Genomic DNA, 26,069 nt, shown 5'->3' with positions numbered 1-26,069 from the left:
ATGCAGGCGCCTCGGTCTTTCAGTGATACCGAGGCGATGCTATCGCCAGCAAGCCGGCTCCTACAGATTATTCGTCGTCCTGTCGGGGTGGGCTTGCCCGCTGCACGGTTTTGTTTGAAACTGCGCACCTCGTCCTCGCGGCGACCCTGGATCAGCAGACAGGGTAATCACTGAGCTGGCTAACCTGAACCCAACTTTCAGAGGAGCCGGCCAACATGCCTGCGACCCGTACCTGGTTAAAAAACCCCCTCGCGATCTTCACTGCCAATGGCCTCGATGCCCGTGGCGGCCTGGTTGTGCAAGACGGCTTGATCGTCGAAGTGCTCGCCGCCGGCCAGCAACCGTCCGCCCCCTGTGGACAAGTATTCGATGCTCGCGAGCATGTGATCCTGCCGGGGCTGATCAACACTCATCACCACTTCTATCAAACCCTGACCCGCGCCTGGGCGCCGGTAGTCAATCAGCCGTTGTTCCCTTGGCTGAAAACCCTGTACCCGGTCTGGGCACGCCTCACCCCTGAAAAACTCGCCCTTGCCACGAAAGTCGCGCTGGCCGAGTTGCTGCTGTCCGGCTGCACCACCGCCGCCGATCACCATTATCTGTTCCCGAAAGGCCTGGAAAATGCCATCGACGTGCAAGTCGAAAGCGTCCGCGACCTTGGCATGCGCGCCATGCTGACGCGCGGTTCCATGAGCCTGGGCGAGAAGGACGGTGGCCTGCCCCCGCAGCAGACCGTACAGGAAGGTGAAGTGATCCTCGACGACAGTCAGCGCCTGATCGCCGAGTACCACGAGCGTGGCGCTGGCGCGCAAATCCAGATCGCCCTGGCGCCGTGCTCACCGTTTTCGGTGACCCCGGAGATCATGTCTGCCAGCGCCGAACTGGCAAACAAACTCGACGTGCGCCTGCACACGCACCTGGCGGAAACCCTCGACGAAGAAGACTTCTGCCTGCAACGCTTCGGCCTGCGCACCGTGGATTATCTGGACAGCGTCGGCTGGCTCGGCCCGCGCACCTGGCTGGCGCATGGCATCCACTTCAACCCGGATGAAATCACCCGCCTCGGCGCGGCCGGCACTGGCATTTGCCATTGCCCGAGCTCGAACATGCGCCTCGCGTCCGGCATCTGCCCGACGCTGGAGCTGACCGCCGCCGGCGCGTTGCTGGGCCTCGGCGTGGATGGCTCGGCGTCCAACGATGCGTCGAACATGATGCTCGAAACCCGTCAGGCGCTGTACATCCAGCGGCTGCGTTATGGCGCCGAGAAGATCACGCCGGAATTGGTGCTGGGGTGGGCGACCAAGGGTTCGGCGAGTTTGCTCGGGCGCACCGATATCGGTGAACTGGCGGTGGGCAAGCAGGCGGATCTGGCGTTGTTCAAGCTGGATGAGCTGCGGTTTTCCGGTAGCCATGACCCGGTTTCGGCATTGCTGTTATGTGGTGCGGATCGGGCGGATCGGGTGATGGTAGGAGGCAAGTGGCGAGTGATCGACGGGCAGGTTGAGGGGCTGGATCTCAAAGGCTTGATCGCCGATCACAGCCAGGCGGCCCGGCAGTTGATCGCAGGCGTCTGATCGGACGCCTTCGCCGGCAAGCCGGCTCCTACAGGTTATGCGCGATAACTGTAGGAGCCGGCTTGCCGGCGATGCTTTTTAAAGCCCCAATGGCGATGTTGACCACCGACTGACTGCGGGCGTTTCGTGACGCCTTAGCGCACCAGTGGATGGCAACCTTGCATGGCCATGCACTTTATTGGCCTTGTGGGCCTCTTCGCGGGCAAGCCTCGCTCCTACATGTCGGCGTTGCTTTTGTAGGAGCGAGGCTTGCCCGCGAAGGCCATCGTACGGCTTTGGATATTTGTTGTCCTGTTGGTCAGTAATTTGCATTACCCCCTCCAACCTCAAAAAAAAATGGAGTGGGAATTCATGCATAAACGTCCGTTGAAGAAGCTGCTGTGCGCCGTCGCTGCAACCCTCGGTCTGAGCGCCAGCCTGACCGTCAGCGCCGCTGACCCGCTGAAAGTCGGCTTCGTCTACATCGGCCCGATCGGTGATCATGGCTGGACGTATCAGCATGAACAGGGACGCAAGGCGCTGGCCGAAAAATTCGGCTCGCAGATCACCACCCAGTACGTGGAAAACGTCGCCGAAGGCGCCGACGCCGAGCGGGTGATCCGCAACATGGCCAAGGACAACTACGACCTGATCTTCACCACCTCCTTCGGCTACATGAACCCAACCCTGAAAGTCGCGAAACAGTTTCCCAAGGTGACCTTCGAACACGCCACCGGCTACAAGCAGGACAAGAACCTCGGCACCTACCTGGCGCGCACCTATGAAGGTCGCTACGTCGGTGGCTTCCTCGCGGCGAAAATGACCAAGACCAAAAAGATCGGCTACGTCGCCTCGTTCCCGATTCCGGAAGTGATCCGCGACATCAACGCCATTCAACTGGCCCTGAACAAATACAACCCCGGTACCGAGATCAAAGTGGTGTGGGTCAATTCCTGGTTCGACCCGGGCAAGGAAGCCGACGCCGCCAACGCGTTGATCGATCAAGGCGTGGATGTGGTGTTCCAGCACACCGATAGCCCGGCGCCGATCCAGGCCGCCGAGCGTCGCGGGGTGTATGCCGTGGGCTACGCTTCGGACATGGCGCACTTCGGGCCGAAAGCGGTGTTGACCTCGATCGTCAACGACTGGGCTCCGCACTACATTCAGGCGACCCAAAGCGTGATCGAGCATGCGTGGAAGTCGCAGGATTACTGGGGCGGTTTGAAGGAAGGCACGGTTGAATTACCGATCAGCGACCTCGTGCCGGCGCCGGTGAAAGCCGAGGCCGAACAGATCATCGCGGACATCAAGAGCGGTGCGCTGCATCCGTTTACCGGGCCGATCAAGGATCAGGCAGGCGTGGAGAAAATTGCGGCGGGCGCGACGGCGAGCAACGCGGAACTGGCCTCGATGAATTACTACGTTGAAGGCATGAAAGCCGAGATACCAAAGTAACCCTCAGCCCAACACAACCCCCTGTAGGAGCCGGCTTGCCGGCGATGAGGCCATAAAATTCAACATCAATGTTGAACAGGACGCCGCCATCGCTGGCAAGCCAGCTCCTACAAAAGCTCATTCCATCTCAGGAACGCAGTATGAACAGCCTCCCCATCATCGACATCGCCCCGCTCTACAGCGATGACCAGACCGCCTGGCAATCCGTCGCCACACACATCGACCAAGCCTGCCGCGAGTGGGGCTTTTTCTACATCAAGGGTCACCCGATCAGTGCCGCACGCATCGACGCCGTGCTTGATCACGCCCGACGCTTCTTCGCCCTGCCCACCGCCGAAAAGCTCAGCATCGACATCACCCAGACCCGACACCATCGCGGCTACGGCGCCATCGCCACCGAACAGCTCGACCCGAGCAAGCCCAGCGACCTGAAAGAAACCTTCGACATGGGCCTGCACCTGCCGGCCGATCACCCGCAAGTGCTGGCAGAAAAACCGCTGCGCGGCCCCAACCGTCATCCCTCGATGCCCGGTTGGGAAGCGCTGATGGAGCAGCACTACGTCGACATGCAGGCGCTGGCTCAAACCCTGTTGCGCGCAATGACGATGGCGCTGAACATCGAGCGCGACTTCTTTGACACGCGCTTCCATGAACCGGTCAGTGTGCTGCGGATGATCCACTACCCGCCGCGCCACACCGCCAGCTCCGCAGATCAGCAAGGCGCCGGCGCCCACACCGATTACGGCTGCATCACCCTGCTGTATCAGGACGCGGCCGGCGGCCTGCAAGTGCGTAACGTGCAAGGCGACTGGATCGACGCGCCGCCCATCGAAGGCACTTTCGTGGTCAACCTCGGCGACATGATGGCGCGCTGGAGCAACGACCGTTATCTGTCGACGCCGCACCGGGTGATCAGCCCGCTGGGTGTGGACCGTTACTCGATGCCATTCTTCGCCGAGCCGCACCCCGACACGCGCATCGAATGCCTGCCCGGTTGTCAGGATGCCCTTCACCCGGCGAAATACCCGGCCACCACCTGCGCCGAATTCCTGCTCTCACGCTTCGCCGACACCTATGCTTATCGGCGAGAGCAAGAGGCAGGGTAATGAACCTCTTGGTCAGGTTTTACCAATTGTTGCAGTCAGCACCTGTAGAATGCCGGCATTGCACCTGATGAGATTTCAACAATGTACGATTGGCTGAACGCCCTGCCCAAGGCAGAACTGCACTTGCACCTGGAGGGTTCGCTGGAGCCCGAGTTGCTGTTCGCCCTGGCCGAACGCAACAAGATCGCCCTGCCGTGGAGCGATGTCGAAACCCTGCGCAAGGCGTACGCCTTCAACAACCTGCAAGAGTTTCTCGACCTGTATTACCAGGGCGCCGACGTGCTGCGCACTTCGCAGGATTTCTACGACCTGACCTGGGCCTACCTGCTGCGTTGCAAGGCGCAGAACGTGATTCACACCGAACCGTTCTTCGACCCGCAGACCCACACCGACCGTGGCATCCCGTTCGAAGTGGTGCTCAACGGCATCGCCGCCGCACTGAAGGATGGCGAGCAGCAACTGGGCATCACCAGCGGTTTGATCCTGAGCTTCCTGCGTCACTTGAGCGAAGAACAAGCACAAAAAACCCTCGATCAGGCGCTGCCGTTCCGCGATGCGTTTGTGGCCGTCGGCCTGGACAGTTCGGAAATGGGTCACCCGCCGAGCAAGTTCCAGCGCGTGTTTGATCGCGCCCGCCACGAAGGCTTCCTGACCGTCGCCCACGCCGGTGAAGAAGGCCCGCCCGAGTACATCTGGGAAGCCCTCGACCTGCTGAAAATCCAGCGCATCGACCATGGCGTGCGCGCCATCGAAGACGAGCGCCTGATGCAGCGGATCATCGACGAGCAGATCCCGTTGACCGTCTGCCCGTTGTCGAACACCAAGCTCTGCGTGTTCGATCACATGTCCCAGCACAACATTCTCGACATGCTTGAGCGCGGCGTGAAAGTCACGGTGAACTCGGACGACCCGGCGTACTTCGGTGGGTATGTGACCGAGAACTTCCATGCGCTGTACACCGATCTGGGCATGACCCAGGATCAGGCCAAACGCCTGGCGCAAAACAGCCTGGATGCGCGGTTGGTCAAACCCTAAGCCTCAACGAAAAAACCTGTAGGAGCTGGCTTGCCGGCGATGGTCTGTCAGCCAAATTGATGTCGGCTGACACACCTTCGCTGGCAAGCCAGCTCCTACAGGGTCCACGTGCCGTGTACTACAACGCCATTTCCAGCTCGGTTTCCTTGGCAAAGCGATGGATTTCACGCTGCCCCGTCGCGGTGACGTGCAAGGCTCGCGAATCGTTCGGCAAACTCAGCCAACCGGACTGCATGAACAATTGCAGCAACGCCGCGCCGAGTGAACCGCCCATGTGCGGACGTCTTTCGCTCCAGTCGGGGCAAGCGCAAGCGGCTCGACGGGTGCTGTGCGCCAGCGCCTGGACGTACACACCGCGCTTGGCCAATTGCGTGGCGCCCTTGTGAGTGATCGACACCCGCTGCTCGAACTGTTCGATCCAGCCCGTATCCAGCAAACGCTGGTAAAGATCGGCGGCCAAAGTGCCCCCCAAATGATCGTCGCAGAGTCGTGCGCGCAACAACGACGAAGGTGCCGCCTGAGGTTTGGAGAGAGGTGCGGCGCGTTTGAAAACGTCCGGCATGCCCCGGGGCGTACTGGCAATCGTCGCACTGGCCAGTGCTTCTATCGCAGCGCCGACTTCAGGTGCGGCCAGGCGAAAAAACCGCTTGCGGCCACGGGTTTCGACTTTCAACAGACCTCCGGCGGACAAACGCCCCAGGTGTGCACTGGCCGAAGACGGTGACAGGCCGGCCAGCAAGGCCAACTCTTCGGTTTGTCGCGCTGAGCCGTCCATCAAGGCCCACATCATTGCGCTGCGCTTTGGGTCAGCCAGCAACGTGGCGATCTGGCTGATGCAAGGTGCATGTTCCATGTATTCACTCCCTGTTGAATCGTTTCGTCTACTGCTCAGAGACATCTTGACCAGTAATGTGTCGTCGGCCAAGACGCGGAAACCGCGACAACCCGGGCAAAGCCACCCACTCACACAAGCCATTGCCTTGAGGGTTTTGCAAAGGCTCGGCGATCGACTGCGGGCCTGGCCGACTCGAACGCGGACTCGCCAAGGCGAGATCGACCGTGCGTACCTGAGGCGAGCGCTAGTATATGCGTGTTAACCGTCGGTTCCTGCCCTCTGAAAACCCTTGGTGGTGATAGTTCCTGAGTGAAATTTCGCTTTTTACCTGCGACTAATGATCGGTGACCGCCAACACGGGAAATTGACTACTTAAACCGGCGCATCGGCTGGCGAGCATTTCCCGCAAAAGGTTCACCGGCTTACTCAATTGTGCGCGATGGGCGCACAGCAAATTCAGCGGTGCGCGCTCACAGATCAGCTCCGGCATCAGCACTTTCAAGCGACCGGCCAACACATCGGCGGCAACATCCAGCCAGGATTTGTAGGCGATCCCGGCACCCGCCACGGCCCACAGGCGCACCACATCGGCATCATCACTGAAACGGTCACCGCTGACGGTCAGGCTGACTTCGCGTTTGCCGTCGTGAAAACTCCAGTGATCGTGAACCCGGCTGCCAAGCATGAACAGCAGGCAATTGTGCTGCGCCAGTTGCTCCAGTTGCCGGGGCTCGCCGTGTCGGGCCAGATAGCTCGGCGCGGCACACAGCACGCGGCGGTTGTTCGGTGCGATGGGCAGCGCCACCAGGCTTGAGTCTTCCGGCTCGCCATAGCGCAGGGCAATGTCCACCGGCTGGCGGAACAGGTCGGCGATGCGGTCGCCCAGCAGCAGGCGCACCGTGAGCTTCGGATGCTCGCGCTGGAACTCGTCCAGCCACGGCAGCAACAGGTTGCGACCGAAATCCGACGGTGCCGACAGCTGCAACACTCCGCTGACCTGGTCCTGACCGCTGGCCAGCAAGCGGCGACCTTCATCGAGGTTGCTCAGGGCCGCCCGGGCGTATTCGAGAAACCCCTCGCCCTCGGCGGTCAGGCGCAGGCTGCGGGTGGAACGGGCGAGCAACCGCGCACCGAGTTGCTGTTCGATGCGCTTCAACGCCGCACTGGCCACCGCCGCCGACATGTCCATCCCCCGCGCCGCCGCCGACAGACTGCCCAGGTCCGCCGCCCGGACAAACAACTGCAAGTCATCGAAACGCAGCATTTCCAGCCTCGATTATCAAAAAAATATTGAAAGAGACTGCTCTTTTAGCGGGTTTTATCTTGCAGAGAAATAGCCAATCATCTGCCCCATCGAAATCACCCCGTTATCGGAGTCGAACATGTCCCAGCCGTTTACCGCCATTGCCACCCTGATCGCCAAAACCGGTCAGCAGGACGCCCTCGAACAGCACCTGCGTGCACTGCTGGAACCGACCCGCGCCGAAGCCGGTTGCAGTCAATACGATCTGCATCAGGACCTGGCCAATCCGCAGGCCTTCTACATGATCGAGCAGTGGAGCAGCGACGAAGCGCTGCAAGCCCATGACGCCAGTGCACACATCCAGCACTTTCGCGCCACGGCCGGCGACCTGATCGAGCATTTCGATCTCAAACGCCTGCGCGTCGTGGCCTGATTTTCTTAAATACTATTGCGGAGCCTTTCATGAAAGCCATTGCCTACTACGCCTCGTTGCCGATCAGCGACGCCAACTCCCTGCAAGACATCGAATTGCCAGAGCCGGTTGCCGGCCCACGCGACCTGTTGGTGGAAGTCAAAGCCATCTCGGTCAACCCGGTGGACACCAAAGTCCGCCAGAACGTGCAGCCTGAAGGTGGCGCGGCCAAAGTGCTGGGCTGGGACGTGGCCGGTGTGGTCAAGTCGGTCGGCAGTGAAGTGACGTTGTTCAAGGCCGGCGACAAGGTGTTCTACGCCGGCTCCATCGCCCGCGCTGGCGGGAATAGCGAGCTGCACGTGGTGGACGAACGGATCGTCGGCCACATGCCGAAAACCCTCGGTTTCGCCGAAGCCGCCGCGCTGCCGTTGACCGCGATCACCGCGTGGGAATTGTTGTTTGAACGCCTGCAAGTGCGCGAAGGCAACACCGATGAAGGCCAGAGTTTGCTGATCGTCGGTGCGGCCGGCGGTGTCGGTTCAATCCTTACGCAACTGGCCAGCCAGCTCACTGGGCTGAAGGTCATCGGCACCGCGTCCCGTGCGCAAACCCAGAGCTGGGTACGTGAGCTGGGCGCCGATCTGGTGATCGATCACAGCCAACCGCTGAGCGAAGAGCTCAAACGTGCAGGCGTGAACTCGGTGACCCACGTCGCCAGCCTGACCCAGACCGATCAGCATCTGGATCAATTGGTCGAGGCGTTGGCGCCGCAGGGCAAACTGGCGCTGATCGATGACCCGAAGGCGCTGGACGTGACCAAGCTCAAGCGCAAGAGCCTGTCGCTGCACTGGGAGTTCATGTACACCCGCTCGCTGTTCGAAACCGCGGACATGATCGAGCAACACAAACTGCTCAACCGCGTGGCAGCGCTGATCGATGCCGGGACACTGAAAACCACGGTGGGCGAGCACTTCGGAACGATCAACGCAGCGAATTTGCGGCGTGCGCATGAGCTGCTGGAGAGCGGCAAATCCAAGGGCAAGATTGTCCTCGAAGGCTTCTGAAACAGATTGATACAAGTGTCGTCCGAATGGACGACACCGTCAGTCCGAAGGTTGACCGCTGTCATCATTGTGGTCGTATTCGGGTCTACAATCGTGTCCTCTGCGATGCAATCTTTTAACCGAGGAGGTCAGCAATGAAGATCCTGATAAAAGAATTGGCAAAATCCCAGTGGCAGGTCCGCCTGGACCAACACGCGGTGACGTTCCGTAGCGAAGCCGAAGCGCGCGAGTTCACCCGAACCCTCGAAGCACGATTGCACGCCCCTCATCAGATTCCCGTCCAGCAGCAACGCGCTGCCGGCTGAGACCTTCCTCACACCTGGGCTTTCACCAATGCCCGGGCATTTTGCAGACGCCGGGTGAGCATCGCTATGCTCACCACCAGAACTCCGCACAGGCTGATGACCATGGCCATCGGCATGGCGCTGCCGTCGTACAAAATACCCACGAGCGACGCGGCTCCGGCGGCGACGCTGAATTGCAGGCAACCGAGCATTGCCGACGCACTGCCGGCGCGCGCGCCCTGCCCGTTCATGGCGCAAGCCGAGGCGTTGGGCAGGATGCAACCGAGGCTGGCGATGCAGATAAACAGCGGAATCAGCAGCGGCCACAATTGCTCGGTGTGCAGCGAACTGACCGCGAGCAGCGTCAGGCCCGCCGCGAGGTAGATCCATACGGTGCGCGCCAGCAGGAACGCCGGGCCACGCTTGGCCAGCAACCGTGCGTTGACCTGCGCCACCAGAATGAACCCCGCCGCATTGGTGCCGAACAACCAGCCGAAGTGCTCGGCCGGCACGCCGTAGAGTTTGATGAAGACGAACGGCGAACCGGCGATGTAGGCAAACATCCCGGCGATGGCGATGCCACCGGTCAGGGCGTGGCCGAGGTACACCGGGTCCGACAACAGCCGACCGTACTGACGCAGCGCGCCCGACAAGGGCTGACGCGGCACATTCGCCGGCATGCTTTCCGGCAAGCCGAGCGCCACGGCCAGCCCGGCCAGTGCACTGAAACCGGTCAGCACCAGGAAGATCGATTGCCAGCCCGTGGTGTTGACCAGCAACCCGCCGAGCATCGGCGCGAGAATCGGTGCCAGGCCCATGACCAGCATCAGTTGTGAAAAGACTTTCGCCGAGCCCACCGCATCGCATTTGTCACTGACGATCGCCCTTGAAATCACCATCCCCGCACAACCGCCCAGCGCCTGGACGAACCGCGCACCGAGCAGCCATTCCAGGTTCGGCGCATAGGCGCACGCCAGGGAAGCGACGGTGAACAGACCGACACCCGTCAGCAACGGAATACGCCGACCAAAACGATCCGCCACCGGGCCGTACATCAGCTGACCGATGGACAAACCGAGGAAATACGCCGCCAGCGTCAGTTGAACGTGCTGTTCATCGGTGCCGAACGCCAGCGCCATGGCCGGAAACGCCGGCAGATAGAAATCGATTGCCAGCGGGCCAAAAGCGCTAAGTGCGCCAAGAATCAAAATGGTACGGAAGTTCATCGGGTATCCAGTGGGACGGAGGTCGGCGGGCACACAGTCTAGCCGCGCATCGACGCCTTGAACATTCCGATAGCTCGCTAACTATTAAAAACCTAAAAAACGCCGGCCCTTGTAGGAGCAGAGCTTGCTCCGGGCGGCGTTCCGACGAAGGCGGTGGGTCAGCCACGTCAATGCCGTCTGACAAACCGCATTCGCGAGCAAGCTTCGCTCCTACAGTGGTTTTGCGTTTGGCCTTAAGCGACTTTCACTTCGTAGCCTTCTTCGCTGATCGCGGCGATTACTTGATCCGCGGTCAACGCACTTTCGACGCCGACTTCCTTTGCCGCCAGATCGACCCGCACGCTGGCCGCAGGATCCTTGGCTTGCAACGCTTGAGTGATGGCTTTGACGCAGTGACCGCAGGACATGCCTTGAACGTTGAACACTTGCATGGAATGACTCCTTTAGTGAGGTTGCGAACAGTCTCGAGCTTGCCACCATGGCAAGGTCAAGTTCTGAAATGAGCTGCCGGGCTGGCAATCGGCGTCGCGCTCGGCCAAGCTGCGTGCATCTATGACTCGATCTCAGGAGATTCAGCCATGCGCTGGTCAGCTCTCAGCCTGTTTGGCTTCCTCAGCCTTTTCGCCGCCGTGCCCTCGGTCAATGCTGCCGGGGAGGATTACGGCGTATTGATCATTTCCCGCGAGCGCCTGGAAGTGTCGACCAACTGCGAAATCGGCGTGTACATCCAGGATCAACTGTCGGCGCGGCTGTTTCAGGAACAAAGCACCTCCTTCAACCTGCCGCCAGGCAACGTTTCGCTGCGCCTGAAATTGCTACCGGGCCAGGCGCCGGGCTGCAACCCAGGCATGCTGGCGCCGGGCTCGCAGAACATCAGCCTCAAGGCCGGGGATGTGCTGAAGTTCCGGATTGCGATGACGCAGGAAGGCATGTACCTCAAGCCGACAGCCCTCGATTATTGACCCACCTCCAACCTGTAGGAGCGAGGCTTGCCCGCGAAGGCGGTATTTCAGACACATCCTTGTCAACTGATACGACGCCTTCGCGGGCAAGTCGGATCGCCGCACCGCTCGCTCCTACAGAGGATCACCACGCCAATCTTTGCGCTTGACCTTGCCAGCATGGCAAGGTTGATCCTGTAGCCATCTACTACAGGGAGTGCGACCGATGTCCGAATCCACCACGTTTGATCTGCCGATTGCCGGCATGACCTGCGCCAGTTGCGCCGGGCGTGTCGAGCGTGCCTTGAGCAAAGTCATCGGCGCCACGGCGGTCAGCGTTAACCTGGCCACCGAGCAGGCGCGGGTTCAAGCGCCCAGCGACAGCCTGCCGGCGTTGATGGACGCGGTGCAGCAGGCTGGTTACAGCGTGCCGCAGCAGAGTCTGGAATTGAGCATCGACGGCATGACCTGCGCGTCCTGCGTCGGTCGGGTCGAACGGGCGCTGGCCAAAGTGCCCGGCGTCAAAAGCGTCAGCGTCAACCTGGCCAACGAACGCGCCCACCTCGAACTGCTCGGGCAGATCGATCCGCAAACCCTGATCGCGGCCGTGACCAAGGCGGGTTACAACGCCAGCGTCTGGGAAGTCGAACACCCGTCAACCGACACGCAACATCAGCGCCTGCACCGCGAACGCTGGGTGTTGATCATGGCCATTGCCCTCGCCTTGCCGCTGGTATTGCCAATGCTGCTGCAACCGTTCGGCGTGCACTGGATGCTCCCGGCCTGGGTGCAATTCACCCTGGCCACACCGGTGCAATTCATCTTCGGTGCCCGTTTTTATGTGGCGGCATGGAAAGCCGTACGCGCCGGTGCCGGCAACATGGACTTGCTTGTAGCCCTCGGCACCAGCGCCGGTTATGGCTTGAGCCTCTACGAATGGGCCACCGCCGCCGGGCGCATGCCGCACCTGTATTTCGAAGCCTCTGCGGTCGTGATTGCGCTGGTGCTGCTGGGCAAATACCTCGAAAGCCGCGCCAAACGCCAGACCGCCAGCGCCATCCGCGCCCTCGAAGCCTTGCGCCCGGAGCGGGCGATTCAAGTCATCGACGGTCGCGAACAGGACGTGGCGATCAGCGCCCTACGCCTGAATGATCTGGTGCTGGTCAAACCCGGCGAACGTTTCCCGGTGGACGGCGAAGTGGTCGAAGGGCAAAGCCATGCCGACGAAGCTCTGATCAGCGGCGAAAGCCTGCCGGTGCCGAAACAACCCGGCGACAAGGTCACCGGCGGCGCCATCAACGGTGAAGGTCGCCTGTTGGTTCGCACCCAGGCCTTGGGTGCGGAAACCGTACTGGCGCGGATCATCCGCCTGGTCGAAGACGCGCAAGCGGCGAAAGCACCGATCCAGAAACTGGTGGATAAAGTCAGCCAGGTGTTCGTGCCGACGGTGCTGCTGATCGCACTGGCAACCCTGATCGGTTGGTGGCTGTATGGCGCACCGATGGAAACCGCGCTGATCAACGCCGTTGCGGTATTGGTGATCGCCTGCCCTTGCGCCCTCGGGTTGGCCACGCCAACGGCGATCATGGCTGGCACCGGTGTGGCGGCGCGCCACGGGATTCTGATCAAGGACGCCGAAGCACTGGAACGGGCCCATGAAGTCAGCGCGGTGGTGTTCGACAAGACCGGCACGCTGACCTCGGGTGCACCGCGTATCGCCCATTTGAACGCCATCGACGGTGACGAAGCCGCCCTGCTGCAAATGGCCGGCGCGCTGCAACGCGGCAGTGAGCATCCATTGGCCAAGGCGGTTCTGGATGCGTGCGCCGAACGCGGTTTGACCGTGGCCGATGTCAGCGACAGCCAGTCCCTGACCGGGCGCGGCATTGCCGGCAACCTTGAGGGTCGGCGCCTGGCGCTGGGCAATCGTCGCCTGCTGGAAGAAAACGGGTTGAGCGCGGGCCCATTGGCCGACGCTGCTACCGCATGGGAAACCGAAGGCCGGACCCTGTCCTGGTTGATCGAGCAAAACCCCACGCCGACCGTGCTGGGTTTGTTCGCCTTCGGTGACACCCTCAAATCAGGTGCGCTGCAAGCGGTGCAACAACTCAGCGCCCGCCACATCAGCAGCCACTTGCTGACCGGCGACAATCGCGGCAGCGCCAAAGTGGTCGCCGAGGCCTTGGGCATCACCGACGTGCACGCCGAAGTACTGCCGGCCGACAAAGCCGCCACCGTCGCCGAATTGAAAAAGACCGGCGTGGTAGCGATGGTCGGCGACGGCATCAACGACGCCCCGGCCCTGGCCGCCGCCGACATCGGCATTGCCATGGGCGGCGGCACCGACGTCGCCATGCACGCAGCCGGGATCACCCTGATGCGCGGCGATCCTCGACTGGTGCCGGCAGCGCTGGAGATCAGCCGCAAGACCTACGCGAAGATTCGTCAGAACCTGTTTTGGGCCTTCGTTTATAACCTGATCGGCATTCCGCTGGCCGCGTTCGGTTTCCTCAACCCGGTGCTGGCCGGCGCGGCGATGGCGTTGTCGAGCGTCAGCGTGGTGAGCAATGCGTTACTGTTGAAAACCTGGAAACCCAAGGATCTGGAGGACAACCGATGAACATCGGCCAAGCAGCCCGCCAAAGTGGCCTGAGCGCGAAGATGATCCGTTATTACGAGTCCATCGGCTTGCTCAAGGCGGCTCATCGCACCGACAGCGGTTACCGGGTTTACGGCGCTGACGACTTGCACACGCTGGCCTTTATCAAGCGATCGCGGGATTTGGGGTTTTCTCTGGAAGAGGTCGGCAAACTGCTGACCCTCTGGCAGGACCGCCAACGCGCCAGCGCCGATGTGAAAGCGCTGGCTCGTCAGCACATTGACGAGCTGAACCAGAAAATCCTCGAACTCGGTCAGTTGCGCGACACGTTGCAGGACCTGGTCGAGCACTGCCAGGGCGATCACCGCCCGGACTGCCCGATCCTCAAAAATCTTGAGTCGGGTTGCTGCGCCGTACCCGCTCACCCCTGATCGCGAGCACCTTCACCATCAACAAGGTGGTGAGGGGAATGCCGTGGAACAACAGCACCACCGCGCCGGGCGTCCACCATGAATAGAACGGCGCGGCGACCAGCATGCCAATGCCGAACCCGGTCATTTGCAGCAACGTCAGAAAGCTGAAAATCGGCAGGCGCAGGTTGTCCGGTTCACGTTGCAGACGCGACATCAGGCCGACTTCCGAGAAGCCGTCACCCAGCCCCGCCGGCAGTGAGAACAGCAACAAACCGTAGAGCGTTTGCTGCTGGAACATCAGGATGAAGCCGCAGGACATCAGCAACACGCCGAAGAAAAACCGTCGCTCCAGGTTCACGTTGTCCGAGCCTTTCAGGCGACTGGCAATCCGTGCGCCGATCAATTTTCCACTGGCCCAGACCGCCAGCATCAGGCCCAACGTGGTGCTGGCCGATTCGGGTGTCAGCAGTTTTGAAATGATCGGCAAACCGACGTTGTGTGCAGCGCTGCCCAGAGTGTCGGCCATGGTGACCGCGAGCATCGCAGCCACCACCGGTGTGGTGCGCAGACCTTGGCGCAGCGCTGACCATTCGCCTCGTTCATGATCGGGCCCGGCACTGGGAGACGGTCCGGCAAACCGCAGCGGCAGGATGAACAACGCGGCCAGCAGGTAAGTGACCACGTTCAGCGCAAAGACCGTTTCAAAGCCGAACGCCGCCACCAACAAGCCAGCCACCAGACTTCCGCCGACCATCGCCGCCGACGATGCGGAGGTGATCCAGGCGTTGGTCTTGAGCAACTGCTCGCCATCGATCAAGTGCGGCAACTGGCTGTTGAGGCCGATGGAGAACATTGAATTGCCCAAGCCCAGGCCAAAAGCGATCACCGGCAGCAAAAGCGCTTGCTGGCTGACTGGCAACACCAGCAGCAGGCCCAGCAATCCGGCGCGCAGCAGGTCGAACGCGATCAACGGCAAGCGCCCGGTCCAGCGGCGATAAAAACTCGTGCCGATCAGGCTGGCGAAAATCCCTCCGCCCACGCGACTGGCGAGGAAGATACCGACGCTCATGGCGCTGTTGCTGAGCAGGTAGACGTAGGTGGCCAGGGCGACCATGTTGAGGAACGCGCCGAAGTCCGAGACCAGACGGGCGGCAATGATCAGTCGGGCGTTGCGGGTGGAGGTGTTCACATTCAGTCCTTGAGTGTGGTGGGTATGACACATTTGGGTTGCCTGGGTTGACGTCTTCGCGGGCAAGCCTCGCTCCTACAAGGACAGCGTTGAACCTGTAGGAGCGAGCGGTGCGGCGATCCGACTTGCCCGCGAACCAAACGACGCGGTCCCGAGTCTTCATCCCGAACAAAAAACCCGGCCGAAGCCGGGTTTTTCGTCAACCGATCACTGCATCCACGGTGGAGGCGGTTCTTCGGTTTTGCTAGGTGGCGCATCGTCTGCTGCGCGTATCGCTTGTTTGCGTTCTTCATCCAGGCGTGCCGCCTCGATTTCGCGCATGATCCCGCCGACGTCAGCCAACTCTTCCGGTTCGTCGAACTCGCCGGTCAAGACACTGGCCGGGTGCAAGGTGCCCGCTTCGTACAGGGCCCACATTTCCTTGGCGTATTTGGTCTTTTTCAACTCCGGGGCAAACCGCCCGAAGTAGGACGCCATGTTGCCCACGTCACGCTCCAGCATGCTGAACGCGTGGTTGTTGCCCGCCGCGTCGACCGCTTGCGGCAAGTCGATGATGACCGGGCCGGTCGGCGTCAACAGTACGTTGAACTCGGACAGGTCACCGTGCACCAGGCCGGTACACAACATCAGCACGATCTGCGAAATCAGGAACGCGTGATATTCGCGCGCCTGGTCCGGCTCCAGCACCACGTCGTTCAGACGCGGCGCGGCATCGCCGTACTCGTCGGCCACCAGTTCCATCAGCAGCACACCTTCAAGGAAGTCGTAAGGCTGAGGAACCCGCACACCCGCACCGGCCAGACGAAACAGCGCCGCCACTTCGGCGTTCTGCCAGGCGTCTTCGGTTTCTTTCTTGCCGAACTTGGAGCCCTTGGCCATCGCCCGAGCCTGACGGCTGTTGCGTACCTTGCGACCTTCCTGGTACTCGGACGCCTGGCGGAAACTGCGTTTATTCGCCTCCTTGTAGACCTTCGCGCAACGCAACTCGTTGCCGCAGCGCACCACATAAACAGCTGCTTCTTTACCACTCATGAGTGGGCGCAGCACCTCGTCGACCAGACCGTCCTCGATCAGGGGTTCAATGCGTTTTGGAGTCTTCATCAGCTTTTATTGTGGGTCCTTTATTACCAAACACGCGAAAGTCATTCGTTATACGGCAATCCACTCATTCGGGGGAGGGGTTACCGACCTATGAACGTTGCGGATGCACACAATGTGCCGAAAAAACCCGGCAAACCCGCCGATGCTCATCGACCGCCAAGGATCATAGCCGAGCCGGCAGCACTTGTTGGAGAAGGGATGCGAGGGGATTTGCGACAGAATCCGACATACCGGTCCCTACCGTTCGCAAGATTTTTTTCAACAGCCCTCAATTTCCTCCTTTAGCAGCCGAAGTCATCTGTAACAAAGTGAATTGTCCGACGATCGTTCCGACAGAAAACGATGACGTGCCCAAGGGATCGGGTTCAACAAAACGTTTACGGCTGCCAATAATTCCGCGAGTCATCTGCACTGCGTGGGCCTACAAGAAAATCTGGAGCGCGGATGAACATCAAACAGAAGTTGACGTGGGCGTTTGCAATCATCGCCTGCCTGCCCGTGGTGCTGGTCGCCACCCTCGTTGTGTTGAACTTGCGCAGTGATGCCAAGGACGAGTTCGTCGACAACAGCGGTCGTGAAATCCGTCAGGTCAGCAATGCCATGCAACTGTTTTTCGACGGCATCAGCCAGAACGTCGAATACCTGGCCAAGCAACCGCTGATCACAAACTCCGACGACAGCCTCAAGACCTACATGAAGGCCGACGCCGCCAGCGTTCCCCAAGGCGAGGCGGACAAAAAAGTCTTCGGCTTCCTGCAGGACCTGGGCAACGCCCATCCGTCCTACGCCTACGCGATCCTCGGCACTGCGGCCGGCGGTTACGTGTCGTGGCCGGACGACGCCAAGCTGGCCAACTACGACCCGCGCCAGCGTCCGTGGTACAAGGCGGCCCAGGCCAAACCGGGCAAGCCGTTCCGTACCGAGGCCTATTACTGGGCCGAAAATGATACGTCCTACGTCAGCACCGTACGCACCATCGACAACAAGCTGGGCACCAACGGCGGCGTGGTCAGCATCGACGTGTCGCTCAAACAGCTCACCGAACTGGTTAAACAGATCAAGCTCGGCGAAACCGGCTACCTGATGCTGCTGGAAAACTCCGGCACCGTACTGGTCGATCCGAAACAACCGGAACACAACTTCAAGGCACTGGGCAGCCTCGGCGAGGGTTATGCGCAACTGGCCAAGGCCGGCAAAGGCCTGGTCGAAGTCGAGCTCAATGGCGAGCGCTACATGGCTAACGTCTGGCCGTCCGAGCAATTGGGCTGGACCTTCATCGGCCTGATCAAACAAAGCGATGTGATGAGCACCGCGACCCAACTGACCTGGTTGATCGCAATCATCGCCGCCGTGCTGGCAGTGGTCTTCGCCGTCGTCGGCGCCAGTTTCGCCAGCGTCATCGTGCGTCCGATCCGCAGTGTGGCCGATGGCCTGGAAGGCATTGCCCAAGGTGAAGGCGACCTGACCAAGAACCTGCAAATCCGTGGCAGCGACGAAACCGCGCAACTGGCCAACTGGTTCAACCAGTTCCTGGCGGCGATTCGCAACCTGATTCAAAGCATCGGCGGCGCCGCGACCAAAATACTCGCCACCTCCAAGAGCTCGACCCAGGTCTCCAGCGACATGGCCGAAGCGGCCGGACGCCAACGTGAAGCCGTGGACATGGTGTCGACCGCGTTCCACGAAATGGTCGCCACCGCCAACGAAGTCGCGCGCTCGTGCAGCCAGGCGGCCGAGTCGGCCGACAGCGGCCAGCGCCAGGCGCGCGAAGGTCAGCAACAGATTGATGCCGCCGTGACCAGCGTTGATCGCCTGAGCCAGGAAATAGAACAGTCGGCGCAGTCGATGCAACAACTTGAGCGCGACAGCAACGACATTCAGTCGATCCTCGGGACCATTCGTTCAATCGCCGAACAGACCAACCTGCTGGCGCTGAACGCTGCTATCGAGGCCGCACGGGCCGGTGAACAAGGTCGCGGTTTTGCGGTGGTGGCGGACGAAGTGCGGGCCTTGGCCAAGCGCACCGCCGACTCCACAGCGGAAATCGACGGCCTGCTTGGCAACCTCGCCAAGCGCACCAGCCAGGTGACTCAGCAGATGCATGCGAGCCTGGAAGTGTCGCAGCAGTCGGTGACTCGCATCGGTGAGGCGCGCAGCAGCTTCGGGCAGATCCGTGAATCGGTGGACGTGATCCGCGACATGAACACCCAGATCGCCACAGCGGCTGAACAGCAGCATCAGGTGGCCGAAGACATCAATCGGCACATCAGCCAGATTCATGGCGATGCGCAGTTGGTGGCAGAACTGGCGAACTCGGCGCGGTTGGACTCGCAGAGCCTGGCCGGGTTGTCGAATGAACTGGATGGGTTGGTTCGCCGTTTCCGTACCTGATCCAAAAATCCCGGTGGCCGCTTCGCGGCCATTCGCGGGCAAGCCTCGCTCCTACAGGGTTTTGCGCTGTTTTTGTAGGAGCGAGGCTTGCCCGCGAAGGCATCATCACTGCCGAAACAACTCTCCCGGCGTAAACCCGAACAACCCCTTGAACGCCGCAATAAACGCCGACGTCGAGTCATACCCACACGCCAACGCCGCATTCGTCACGCTGTCCCCCGCCTCCAGCAAATTCAACGACGACAGCAGCCGCATCCGCTGCCGCCAGCCACGAAAACTCAACCCCGTTTCACGCTGGAACAAGCGCATCAGGGTCTTCTCCGACGTACCCAATCGTTGTGCCCATTCCTGCAAGGTCACGTTGTGTTCCGGGTTTTCGATCAATTCGTTGCACAAGCCCAGCAAGCGTTCATGGCGCGGCAGGGGCAGCGAGAAACCGACCTCCGGCAAATTCGCCAGTTGATCCAGCAGCACATTCACCAGCCGCGCCTCCGGGCTGTCGCCCTGTGGATATTCCACCGGCAGCGCACAAAAACTCTTGATCAGCTCCCGGGCCAGCGGCGTCACTTCCAGCACCCGGCAACGCCCGTCCGCCCATTGGCAATCCTCGCGACGCACGTAAAGGCTGCGCATTTCGGCGCGCATCGAGGTCACGACCTGATGTTCGAGATCCGCCGGAATCCAGATCCCCCACTGCGGCGGCGCAAAAAAACTGCCCTCGGCGGTGTGCACACCGAGGACGCCGCTGATGGCGTAGGAGAATTGCACCCAGTCGTGGCGGTGAGACGGCGTCCATGAACCGGCGTTGAGGCTTTCGGCACGTGCGTACAACGGACGCGGCAACACGGTCAGGGCCGGGATGGTCCGTTCGAGGGATTGTTGTCCGTTAGTCGGCATTGACTGGCCTTGTGTCGCGGGATTGCTGAAGAGACGACGTTAGGCCATGTCACTCATCTATTCAATATCGGTGATCCCCTGTGGGAGCGAGCCTGCTCGCGATAGGGCCAGCACATTCAACATCTCTACTGCCTGATACACCGCTATCGCGGGCAAGCCCGCTCCCACAGGTTCCCGGTTTTATTCAGTTAAATCTTCAACGTTCGATGATTGCGGTGACGCCCTGCCCACCCGCCGCGCAAATCGAGATCAACCCCCGGCCCTTGCCTGCGGCGTCGAGCAGCTTGGCCAGATTGGCGACAATGCGCCCGCCCGTCGCTGCAAACGGATGCCCCGCCGCCAGTGAACTGCCTTTGACGTTGAGCCGGCTGCGGTCGATGGAGCCCAGTGGCGCGTCCAGGCCGAGGCGGGTTTTGCAGTACTCAGGGTCTTCCCAGGCCTTCAAGGTGCAGAGCACTTGAGCGGCGAAAGCTTCGTGGATTTCGTAGTAATCGAAGTCCTGCAAGGTCAGGCCATTGCGCCCCAGCAAACGCGGCACCGCGTACACCGGCGCCATCAACAGCCCTTCGGCACCGTTGACGAAATCCACCGCCGCCGCCTCGCCATCGCGCAAATACGCAAGGATCGGCAAGCCGCGTTCCTTCGCCCATTCTTCACTGCCCAGCAGCACCAGCGACGCGCCGTCGGTGAGCGGCGTCGAGTTGCCGGCGGTCAGCGTGCCTTTGGCGCTTTTCTCGAACGCCGGTTTCAGCGACGCGAGTTTTTCCAGGGTCAGGTCCGGGCGCAGGTTGTTGTCGCGGGTCAGGCCGAGGAACGGCGTCATCAGGTCGTTGTGCCAGCCTTCGGTGTAGGAGGCCGCCATTTTCTGATGACTTTCCAGCGCCAGTTGATCCTGCTCGGCGCGCGCAATGTTCCAGGTCTGCGCCATCAGTTCGCAGTGTTCGCCCATCGACAGGCCGGTACGGGGTTCGCCGTTGCGCGGAAATTCAGGGACGAGATGACCCGGTCGCAGCTGCAAAAAGGTTTTCAGTTTGTCGGCCGTGGTCTTGGCGCGGTTGGCTTGCAGGAGGATTTTGCGCAAACCTTCGTTGATGCCGATGGGCGCGTCGGACGTGGTGTCGACGCCGCCGGCAATGCCGCACTCGATCTGGCCCAGGGCGATTTTATTCGCCACCAGCAACGCTGCTTCCAGCCCGGTGCCGCACGCTTGCTGAATGTCATAGGCCGGCGTGGTCGGCGACAGCCGTGAGCCGAGTACGCATTCGCGGGTCAGGTTGAAGTCCCGGGAATGCTTGAGCACCGCGCCCGCCGCCACTTCACCCATGCGCAAACCGTGCAGGTTGAAACGCTCGATCAATCCCTCGAGTGCGGCGGTGAGCATCGCCTGGTTACTCGCGGTGGCGTACGGCCCGTTGGAGCGTGCGAAGGGAATCCGGTTACCGCCGATGATCGCGACGCGGCGCAGCTGAGTCATGAAAAAGCTCCTGATGAAAATCCAAATGCGCGCCACCCCTGTAGGAGCGAAGCTTGCTCGCGAAGGCGTTGGGTCAGTCGGCACCCATGTAGCTGATATACCGCCTTCGCGAGCAAGCTTCGCTCCTACAAGGATCGCGCCATAAAAATCCCGGGATAAAACCAATCTGCAATGTCCAAGCGTAGGCCTTATCTCGTGGATCGAACGACTGATTGCCATTCGTGGTCCACACTTTGAACCCCAGCTGCTGGAGCGCGTTCCATGTCTGACCGCTATATCGACTTCGCCAATTCATCCATCGGCCATCGTCTGGTCGGGGCCTTGGGGCTGCCGTCGCCGGTTCGGCTGGAACGCTGGCAGGCGGGCCGGCTACGGCCTGTCGAGGGAGCGCTGCTGATCGGCGGCGGGCCGCTGGCGGAAAAAGTCAGCGCCTTCGCCAACCGCCTGACCGATGCGATTTACAGCTACGGCAGCGAGCCTTCGATCGCCACCGCGTGGATTCCCGGCCACGGCCCGAAACTCAAGGCGGTGGTGTTCGACGCCAGTCATCTGGTGCAAACCGATCAACTCAAGCAACTGCGCGAGTTCTTTCAGCCGCTGATGAAAAACCTCGATCACTGTGCGCACCTGGTCATTCTCGGGCGCACGCCGCAGACGTTGAGCGATCCGTTTGCCGCCAGCGCCCAGCGCGCCCTGGAAGGCTTCAGTCGTTCGCTGGCCAAGGAACTGCGCAGTGGCGGCACCTTGCAACTAATCCAAGTCGGCGAAGGCGCCGAGGATCAACTGGAAGGCCCGCTGCGGTTTTTCCTTTCGCCCAAAAGTGCGTTCGTCTCCGGGCAAGTGATTCACCTGAACCCCTGCGCCACGCCCGTGACGGACTGGACGCGCCCGTTGTCGGGGCGCAAGGCGCTGGTCACCGGCGCGGCGCGGGGCATCGGTGCATCGATTGCCGAAACCCTGGCCCGTGACGGCGCCGACGTGATCCTGCTCGACGTGCCACCGGCGAAAACCGATCTCGACGCCCTCGCCGCACGCCTCGGCGGACGCAGCATCACCCTGGACATCTGCGCCGAAGGCGCCGCCACGCAGTTGATCGAGCAATTGCCTGACGGCGTCGATATCGTGGTGCACAACGCCGGCATCACCCGCGATAAAACCCTGGCCAACATGACCCCGGAATTCTGGGACGCGGTGCTCGCGGTCAATCTCAATGCACCACAAGTGCTGACCAAGGCTCTGCTCGACAGCGGCACCTTGCACGATGACGGTCGGGTGATTCTGCTGGCGTCCATCAGCGGCATCGCCGGCAATCGTGGGCAAACCAATTACGCGGCGAGCAAGGCGGGTTTGATCGGTCTGGCCCAAGCCTGGGCGCCGTTGCTCAATGAGCGGGGCATCAGCATCAACGCGGTGGCACCGGGATTCATCGAAACACAGATGACCGCACACATTCCCTTTGGCTTGCGTGAGGCCGGCCGGCGCATGAGTTCGCTGGGCCAGGGCGGCTTGCCGCAGGACGTTGCCGAAGCGGTGGCCTGGCTGGCGCAACCTGGCACCGGCGCGTTCACCGGGCAAGCGCTGCGGGTCTGTGGACAAAGTGTCTTGGGGGCTTAGCGATGATCACCGATTGGCACACACTCAACCGCGAACCGAGCCTGCCAGGGTTGTATGTGCAGGCCGCTACGCGCCGCAAGATCACCGGCACCACGCTGCCCGATTCGGGTTTGCGTTGCTGGGTCGATGTTGACCCGAAACGCCTGGCGGCCTATCGCAACGTCTGCGGGTTTGCCGACAACGGTTTGTTGCCGCCGACTTATCCACACATCCTGGCGTTCGCGCTGCAGATGCAACTGCTGACCGCCAGGGATTTTCCGTTTCCGCTGCTGGGGTTGATTCACCTGAGCAACCGCATTCGCGTCTTGCGGCCCATGGGCGGCGTGAACCGCGCGCGCATCAGCGTGCAGGTGCAGCATCTGCAACCCCATGCGAAGGGCGCGACGTTCGAGCTGCTGACAACGCTCGATGATCAGTTGGGGCCGTTGTGGGAGGCTGAAAGCCGGATGCTCTGTCGCGGGGTCAAACTCGAAGGCGAACCGGTCGAGGAAGTGCTGACCCCGACGTTGCCGTTGAGCGAAGTCACCCGCTGGAAAGCGCCGGCGGACATCGGTCGGCAATACGCCAAAGTCTCCGGCGACTACAACCCGATTCACCTGAGTGCGGTGAGCGCCAAACTGTTCGGCTTCCCGACGGCCATTGCCCATGGGTTATGGAACAAGGCGCGAACGCTGGCTGCGCTTGCCGATCATTTGCCCACGGCGAACGTCGAGATTGCCGTGCAGTTTCGCAAACCGGTACGTCTGCCCGGCGAGGTGACACTGCTCGCCAGTGCGGCGGGGTCCAGTGGAGATTTCCAGCTGCTGGGCGCAGGTGATCTGGAGCATATGATCGGGCATTGGCGACCGGTTGCCTGATCGTTCGCATCAGCCAGATCAGTAGGACAAAGTTCTGCATCCGGTAAAAAACGTCCGTTTTGGCTGAATGATTCTATGCTGACATTACATAGTGATAGTCAGGGTAGACGCACTCATGAAAACAAACCTCCCCCGCAAGCAAACAAATGCCGTGGCCTCCACGGAACCGAGCCGGCAATTGGACTGGATTCCCGCCGGGCTGAATTTCAATGTTGTCAGCGCCACTTATGTGGGCGGGATATTGAAGCTCCCTGATCTGCCGGCGCCCCTTTCCGCCCGTTCGAGCCTGCAACTTTGAGTTCCGGGGACAAGCTGTTCGGGCGTCTGCTCAACCGCCATCCACCACCGCCACCGGAAGTCCCCAGCGCCCTGAGCGTGCCCGGTGTCGGCTTACAGATGCGCCTGGACGCCGAAGGCCGGGTCATTCATCTGGCGGGCCCGCTGCGCCATGGCCTGGCCCAGCAGCACCCCGCCGCGCAGGCGCCGCTTCTACACGATTACCTCATGCCGCACAGCGGCCTCGCCGTCCAAGGCTCACCGGCCGACTGGCAAGGACAAAGTCTGGATCTGGACTTTTTCAGCCTCAGCGGGCAACCCCTGCACCTGCGCGGCTGGGTGCAGCCGTTGGCCGATGCCTGGCTGTTGCAGTTACTGGACATCGGCGATTTGTTGTACGAACGCCGGCAAGCGCGCAGCCGCGAACTCTGCCAGTTGCTCGCGACACAGATCGGCGACCAGTTGCGCCTGTGCAGCCTGGCGCGCCTGCCCGACGTACTGCTGGAACAACTGCAACATCTGGCGCGGCGTTTTCAAATCCCGTGCATGGCCGTGGCGTTGCTGGATGAACAGGAAGACGGCTGGCAAATCCATCAACATTACGCGGCCTTTGATGCGCCCCGGCTGTGGCAAAACGGTCAACGCCTGGGCACCGGGCTCGACAGTTTGAACGGTTCCGCCCCGCAGCATTTGACCCTCGGCGAGCACCCGCGCCTGCACAGCCTCTTCGGTAATGCCGAAGGGCTTGCGGTGCCTTACCACGATGCGCAAGGCGTGGTCGCGTGGTTGCTCTGTGGTTTTTACCCGGTGCAACAACGTGCACCCGACGTCGGAGAGCGCGACTGGTTGCAGCTCGCCGCCGCGCTCGCCGGGCCATTGCTGGAGCGTTTGCGTGAGCATCAGCACCATCTGCAACTGGAGCGACTGGAATCGCTGCAAGCCTTGCTCGGCAGCGGATGGTGGGAAATTTTCAGCGACAGCGCCGAGGTGCAATTGGCGTCGTCGCTGGCCAACACACTGAACCTGATCAGCACACGCATGCCGCTGCACGCCTGGCTCGAGCAAGTCCACCCTGCCGACCGCAAAGCGCTGCGCAGTCGCCTGCAAGACTTGCAGGACGACGGCACACCTTTATTGCTCTGCGTGCGCCTGCATCACCCCGACACGCCGACCTGGTATCGCCTGCAAGGGCAAGCCATGGGCGTCGGCAAAGACCGGCGGCTGGTGGGTTTCATGCTCGACATCAGCGACATCAAAAACCAGCAACAGGACGCTGCGACGGCCCAGAGCGCGAAAATGGCCACCCTTGGCGAAATGGCCACGGGCCTGGCGCATGAAATCAGCCAGCCGCTGAACGTGATGCGTCTGGCCATCGTCAACGTGCTCAAGCACTTGAACAACGGTGATGTGCAGGTCGACTACCTGATCGACAAACTCAACCGCATCGATGCCCAGGTCCAGCGTGCGGCGCGGGTGGTGGATCACATGCGGGTGTTCGGCCGCCGCTCGGAGGCCGAGCAGCATCCCTTCAATCCGGTTGACGCCATCGCGGGCACGCTGTCGCTGCTGGCCGAGGAGTTGCGAGGCAAAGGCGTCGAGCTCAGGGTCAGCGAGACCGGTTTCCAGGTTCAGGTGCGTGGCAATGTCGATCAGCTGGAACAGGTGCTGATTAACCTGATGGTCAACGCGCGGGATGCATTGCTGAGCAAATGCGAAACGGATGGGGATTTCAAGCCGTGGATTTCGCTGCACACCGAACGTGACGAGCATTCAATGCGACTGTGGGTCGAGGACAACGGTGGCGGTATCGATCCGCAGTTGCTGGAGCGGATTTTCGAACCGTTTTTCACCACTAAACCGGTGGGTGTGGGTACGGGGCTGGGGTTGTCGGTGAGCGTTGGCATCGTCGAGAACATGGGGGGAACACTGCGTGCGAGCAACTCGGCCGAGGGCGCTCGGTTCTGTATCGAGTTGCCGATTGCAGTGGACGATCAAGTCGCCCGATAGGCTTTGCCTTTCTGGCTGCCAACCGCCAGCCCAGACAATAAAAACCCCTGTAGGAGCGAGGCTTGCCCGCGAATGAGGCGACTCGGTCTAACTGAAT

General features: G+C 61.3%; 23 protein-coding genes and 1 pseudogene. 16 read left to right on the top strand and 8 right to left on the bottom strand.

Translation table 11 applies throughout. The features are described 5' to 3' along the window. The first annotated feature begins 215 nt into the window (after positions 1-215). The 4 genes from KGA82_RS06550 (at position 216) to KGA82_RS06535 (ending at position 5,149) form a co-directional block, all read left to right on the top strand. The gene (locus KGA82_RS06550; RefSeq protein WP_223449983.1) at positions 216-1,574 is read left to right on the top strand and encodes an 8-oxoguanine deaminase; all 1,359 of its coding nucleotides are present in this window, start codon (positions 216-218) and stop codon (positions 1,572-1,574) included. Positions 1,575-1,925: 351 nt separating this feature from the next. Beyond that, complete coding sequence (locus KGA82_RS06545; protein WP_223449982.1) at positions 1,926-3,008, top strand: BMP family ABC transporter substrate-binding protein; 1,083 nt, start codon at positions 1,926-1,928, stop codon at positions 3,006-3,008. 140 nt (positions 3,009-3,148) lie between these two features. Continuing rightward, positions 3,149-4,114 (top strand): isopenicillin N synthase family dioxygenase, encoded by a 966-nt coding sequence (locus tag KGA82_RS06540; protein WP_223449981.1) that lies wholly within the window; start codon positions 3,149-3,151, stop codon positions 4,112-4,114. Between the two features lie 81 nt (positions 4,115-4,195). Next, entirely contained in the window at positions 4,196-5,149 is a 954-nt protein-coding gene (locus tag KGA82_RS06535; RefSeq protein WP_008031333.1) for an adenosine deaminase, read from the top strand. 118 nt (positions 5,150-5,267) lie between these two features. Here the strand turns inward: KGA82_RS06535 and KGA82_RS06530 are convergent, their stop codons facing one another. Then, positions 5,268-6,002 (bottom strand): ArsR/SmtB family transcription factor, encoded by a 735-nt coding sequence (locus tag KGA82_RS06530; RefSeq protein WP_008038764.1) that lies wholly within the window; start codon positions 6,000-6,002, stop codon positions 5,268-5,270. Positions 6,003-6,318: 316 nt separating this feature from the next. Further along, entirely contained in the window at positions 6,319-7,248 is a 930-nt protein-coding gene (locus tag KGA82_RS06525) for a LysR family transcriptional regulator (protein ID WP_008038763.1), read from the bottom strand. Between the two features lie 118 nt (positions 7,249-7,366). Here KGA82_RS06525 and KGA82_RS06520 point away from each other — a divergent pair, with 118 nt between their 5' ends. From KGA82_RS06520 to KGA82_RS06510, 3 genes are all read left to right on the top strand, one after another. Further along, complete coding sequence (locus KGA82_RS06520) at positions 7,367-7,660, top strand: putative quinol monooxygenase (protein ID WP_008038762.1); 294 nt, start codon at positions 7,367-7,369, stop codon at positions 7,658-7,660. Between the two features lie 29 nt (positions 7,661-7,689). Further along, positions 7,690-8,703: a zinc-binding alcohol dehydrogenase family protein gene (locus tag KGA82_RS06515; protein WP_008031324.1), complete on the top strand. Its 1,014-nt coding sequence runs from the start codon at positions 7,690-7,692 to the stop codon at positions 8,701-8,703. Positions 8,704-8,837: 134 nt separating this feature from the next. Beyond that, entirely contained in the window at positions 8,838-9,008 is a 171-nt protein-coding gene (locus tag KGA82_RS06510) for a hypothetical protein (protein ID WP_008038760.1), read from the top strand. Positions 9,009-9,016: 8 nt separating this feature from the next. Here KGA82_RS06510 and KGA82_RS06505 read toward each other — a convergent pair whose 3' ends face one another. Both KGA82_RS06505 and KGA82_RS06500 read right to left on the bottom strand, forming a co-directional pair. Then, a complete protein-coding gene (locus KGA82_RS06505; RefSeq protein WP_223449980.1) occupies positions 9,017-10,213 on the bottom strand; it encodes a multidrug effflux MFS transporter in 1,197 nt (398 codons plus the stop codon). Between the two features lie 233 nt (positions 10,214-10,446). Then, complete coding sequence (locus tag KGA82_RS06500) at positions 10,447-10,644, bottom strand: cation transporter (RefSeq protein ID WP_008031318.1); 198 nt, start codon at positions 10,642-10,644, stop codon at positions 10,447-10,449. Positions 10,645-10,791: 147 nt separating this feature from the next. Here KGA82_RS06500 and KGA82_RS06495 point away from each other — a divergent pair, with 147 nt between their 5' ends. The 3 genes from KGA82_RS06495 (at position 10,792) to cueR (ending at position 14,184) form a co-directional block, all read left to right on the top strand. After that, positions 10,792-11,175, top strand: coding sequence for a hypothetical protein (locus tag KGA82_RS06495; protein ID WP_008038759.1), 384 nt, complete (start codon positions 10,792-10,794; stop codon positions 11,173-11,175). 205 nt (positions 11,176-11,380) lie between these two features. Next, the gene (locus tag KGA82_RS06490) at positions 11,381-13,774 is read left to right on the top strand and encodes a heavy metal translocating P-type ATPase (RefSeq protein ID WP_223449979.1); all 2,394 of its coding nucleotides are present in this window, start codon (positions 11,381-11,383) and stop codon (positions 13,772-13,774) included. Continuing rightward, positions 13,771-14,184 carry a Cu(I)-responsive transcriptional regulator gene (cueR, locus tag KGA82_RS06485; protein ID WP_008031313.1) on the top strand — a complete coding sequence of 138 codons (414 nt, stop codon included), beginning with the start codon at positions 13,771-13,773 and terminating at the stop codon, positions 14,182-14,184. The genes KGA82_RS06490 and cueR overlap by 4 nt, the downstream gene beginning before the upstream one ends. Here the strand turns inward: cueR and KGA82_RS06480 are convergent. Together KGA82_RS06480 and KGA82_RS06475 are read right to left on the bottom strand one after the other, a co-directional pair. Then, positions 14,138-15,388, bottom strand: coding sequence for an MFS transporter (locus KGA82_RS06480; protein ID WP_223449978.1), 1,251 nt, complete (start codon positions 15,386-15,388; stop codon positions 14,138-14,140). The two genes, cueR and KGA82_RS06480, sit on opposite strands and share 47 nt — an antisense overlap. Before the next feature lie 174 nt (positions 15,389-15,562). Further along, positions 15,563-16,456 carry a PA4780 family RIO1-like protein kinase gene (locus KGA82_RS06475; protein WP_008038756.1) on the bottom strand — a complete coding sequence of 298 codons (894 nt, stop codon included), beginning with the start codon at positions 16,454-16,456 and terminating at the stop codon, positions 15,563-15,565. A 444-nt stretch (positions 16,457-16,900) separates the two neighbouring features. Here KGA82_RS06475 and KGA82_RS29445 point away from each other — a divergent pair. Continuing rightward, positions 16,901-17,989 (top strand): annotated as a pseudogene (locus tag KGA82_RS29445) (cache domain-containing protein); the annotation flags it as partial. 90 nt (positions 17,990-18,079) lie between these two features. Further along, positions 18,080-18,847 (top strand): methyl-accepting chemotaxis protein, encoded by a 768-nt coding sequence (locus tag KGA82_RS29440; protein ID WP_390959830.1) that lies wholly within the window; start codon positions 18,080-18,082, stop codon positions 18,845-18,847. Between the two features lie 105 nt (positions 18,848-18,952). Here the strand turns inward: KGA82_RS29440 and KGA82_RS06465 are convergent, their stop codons facing one another. Together KGA82_RS06465 and KGA82_RS06460 are read right to left on the bottom strand one after the other, a co-directional pair. Then, entirely contained in the window at positions 18,953-19,744 is a 792-nt protein-coding gene (locus KGA82_RS06465; RefSeq protein WP_192226990.1) for an AraC family transcriptional regulator, read from the bottom strand. 196 nt (positions 19,745-19,940) lie between these two features. Beyond that, positions 19,941-21,218 carry an acetyl-CoA C-acetyltransferase gene (locus KGA82_RS06460; RefSeq protein ID WP_223449977.1) on the bottom strand — a complete coding sequence of 426 codons (1,278 nt, stop codon included), beginning with the start codon at positions 21,216-21,218 and terminating at the stop codon, positions 19,941-19,943. A 261-nt stretch (positions 21,219-21,479) separates the two neighbouring features. Between KGA82_RS06460 and KGA82_RS06455 the strand changes: the two genes are divergently transcribed. From KGA82_RS06455 to KGA82_RS06440, 4 genes are all read left to right on the top strand, one after another. Continuing rightward, the gene (locus tag KGA82_RS06455; protein WP_223449976.1) at positions 21,480-22,832 is read left to right on the top strand and encodes a 3-oxoacyl-ACP reductase; all 1,353 of its coding nucleotides are present in this window, start codon (positions 21,480-21,482) and stop codon (positions 22,830-22,832) included. Positions 22,833-22,834: 2 nt separating this feature from the next. After that, the gene (locus KGA82_RS06450) at positions 22,835-23,689 is read left to right on the top strand and encodes a MaoC family dehydratase (RefSeq protein WP_223449975.1); all 855 of its coding nucleotides are present in this window, start codon (positions 22,835-22,837) and stop codon (positions 23,687-23,689) included. 115 nt (positions 23,690-23,804) lie between these two features. Then, entirely contained in the window at positions 23,805-23,987 is a 183-nt protein-coding gene (locus KGA82_RS06445; protein ID WP_223449974.1) for a hypothetical protein, read from the top strand. Next, positions 23,984-25,972: a sensor histidine kinase gene (locus tag KGA82_RS06440; protein ID WP_223449973.1), complete on the top strand. Its 1,989-nt coding sequence runs from the start codon at positions 23,984-23,986 to the stop codon at positions 25,970-25,972. The genes KGA82_RS06445 and KGA82_RS06440 overlap by 4 nt, the downstream gene beginning before the upstream one ends. Positions 25,973-26,069: the final 97 nt, after the last annotated feature.

The organism is Pseudomonas sp. BF-RE-22 (genome assembly GCF_019956155.1).
GTDB classification, from domain to species: Bacteria; Pseudomonadota; Gammaproteobacteria; order Pseudomonadales; family Pseudomonadaceae; genus Aquipseudomonas; species Aquipseudomonas migulae.
This window is presented reverse-complemented; position numbering and strand designations above follow the sequence as displayed.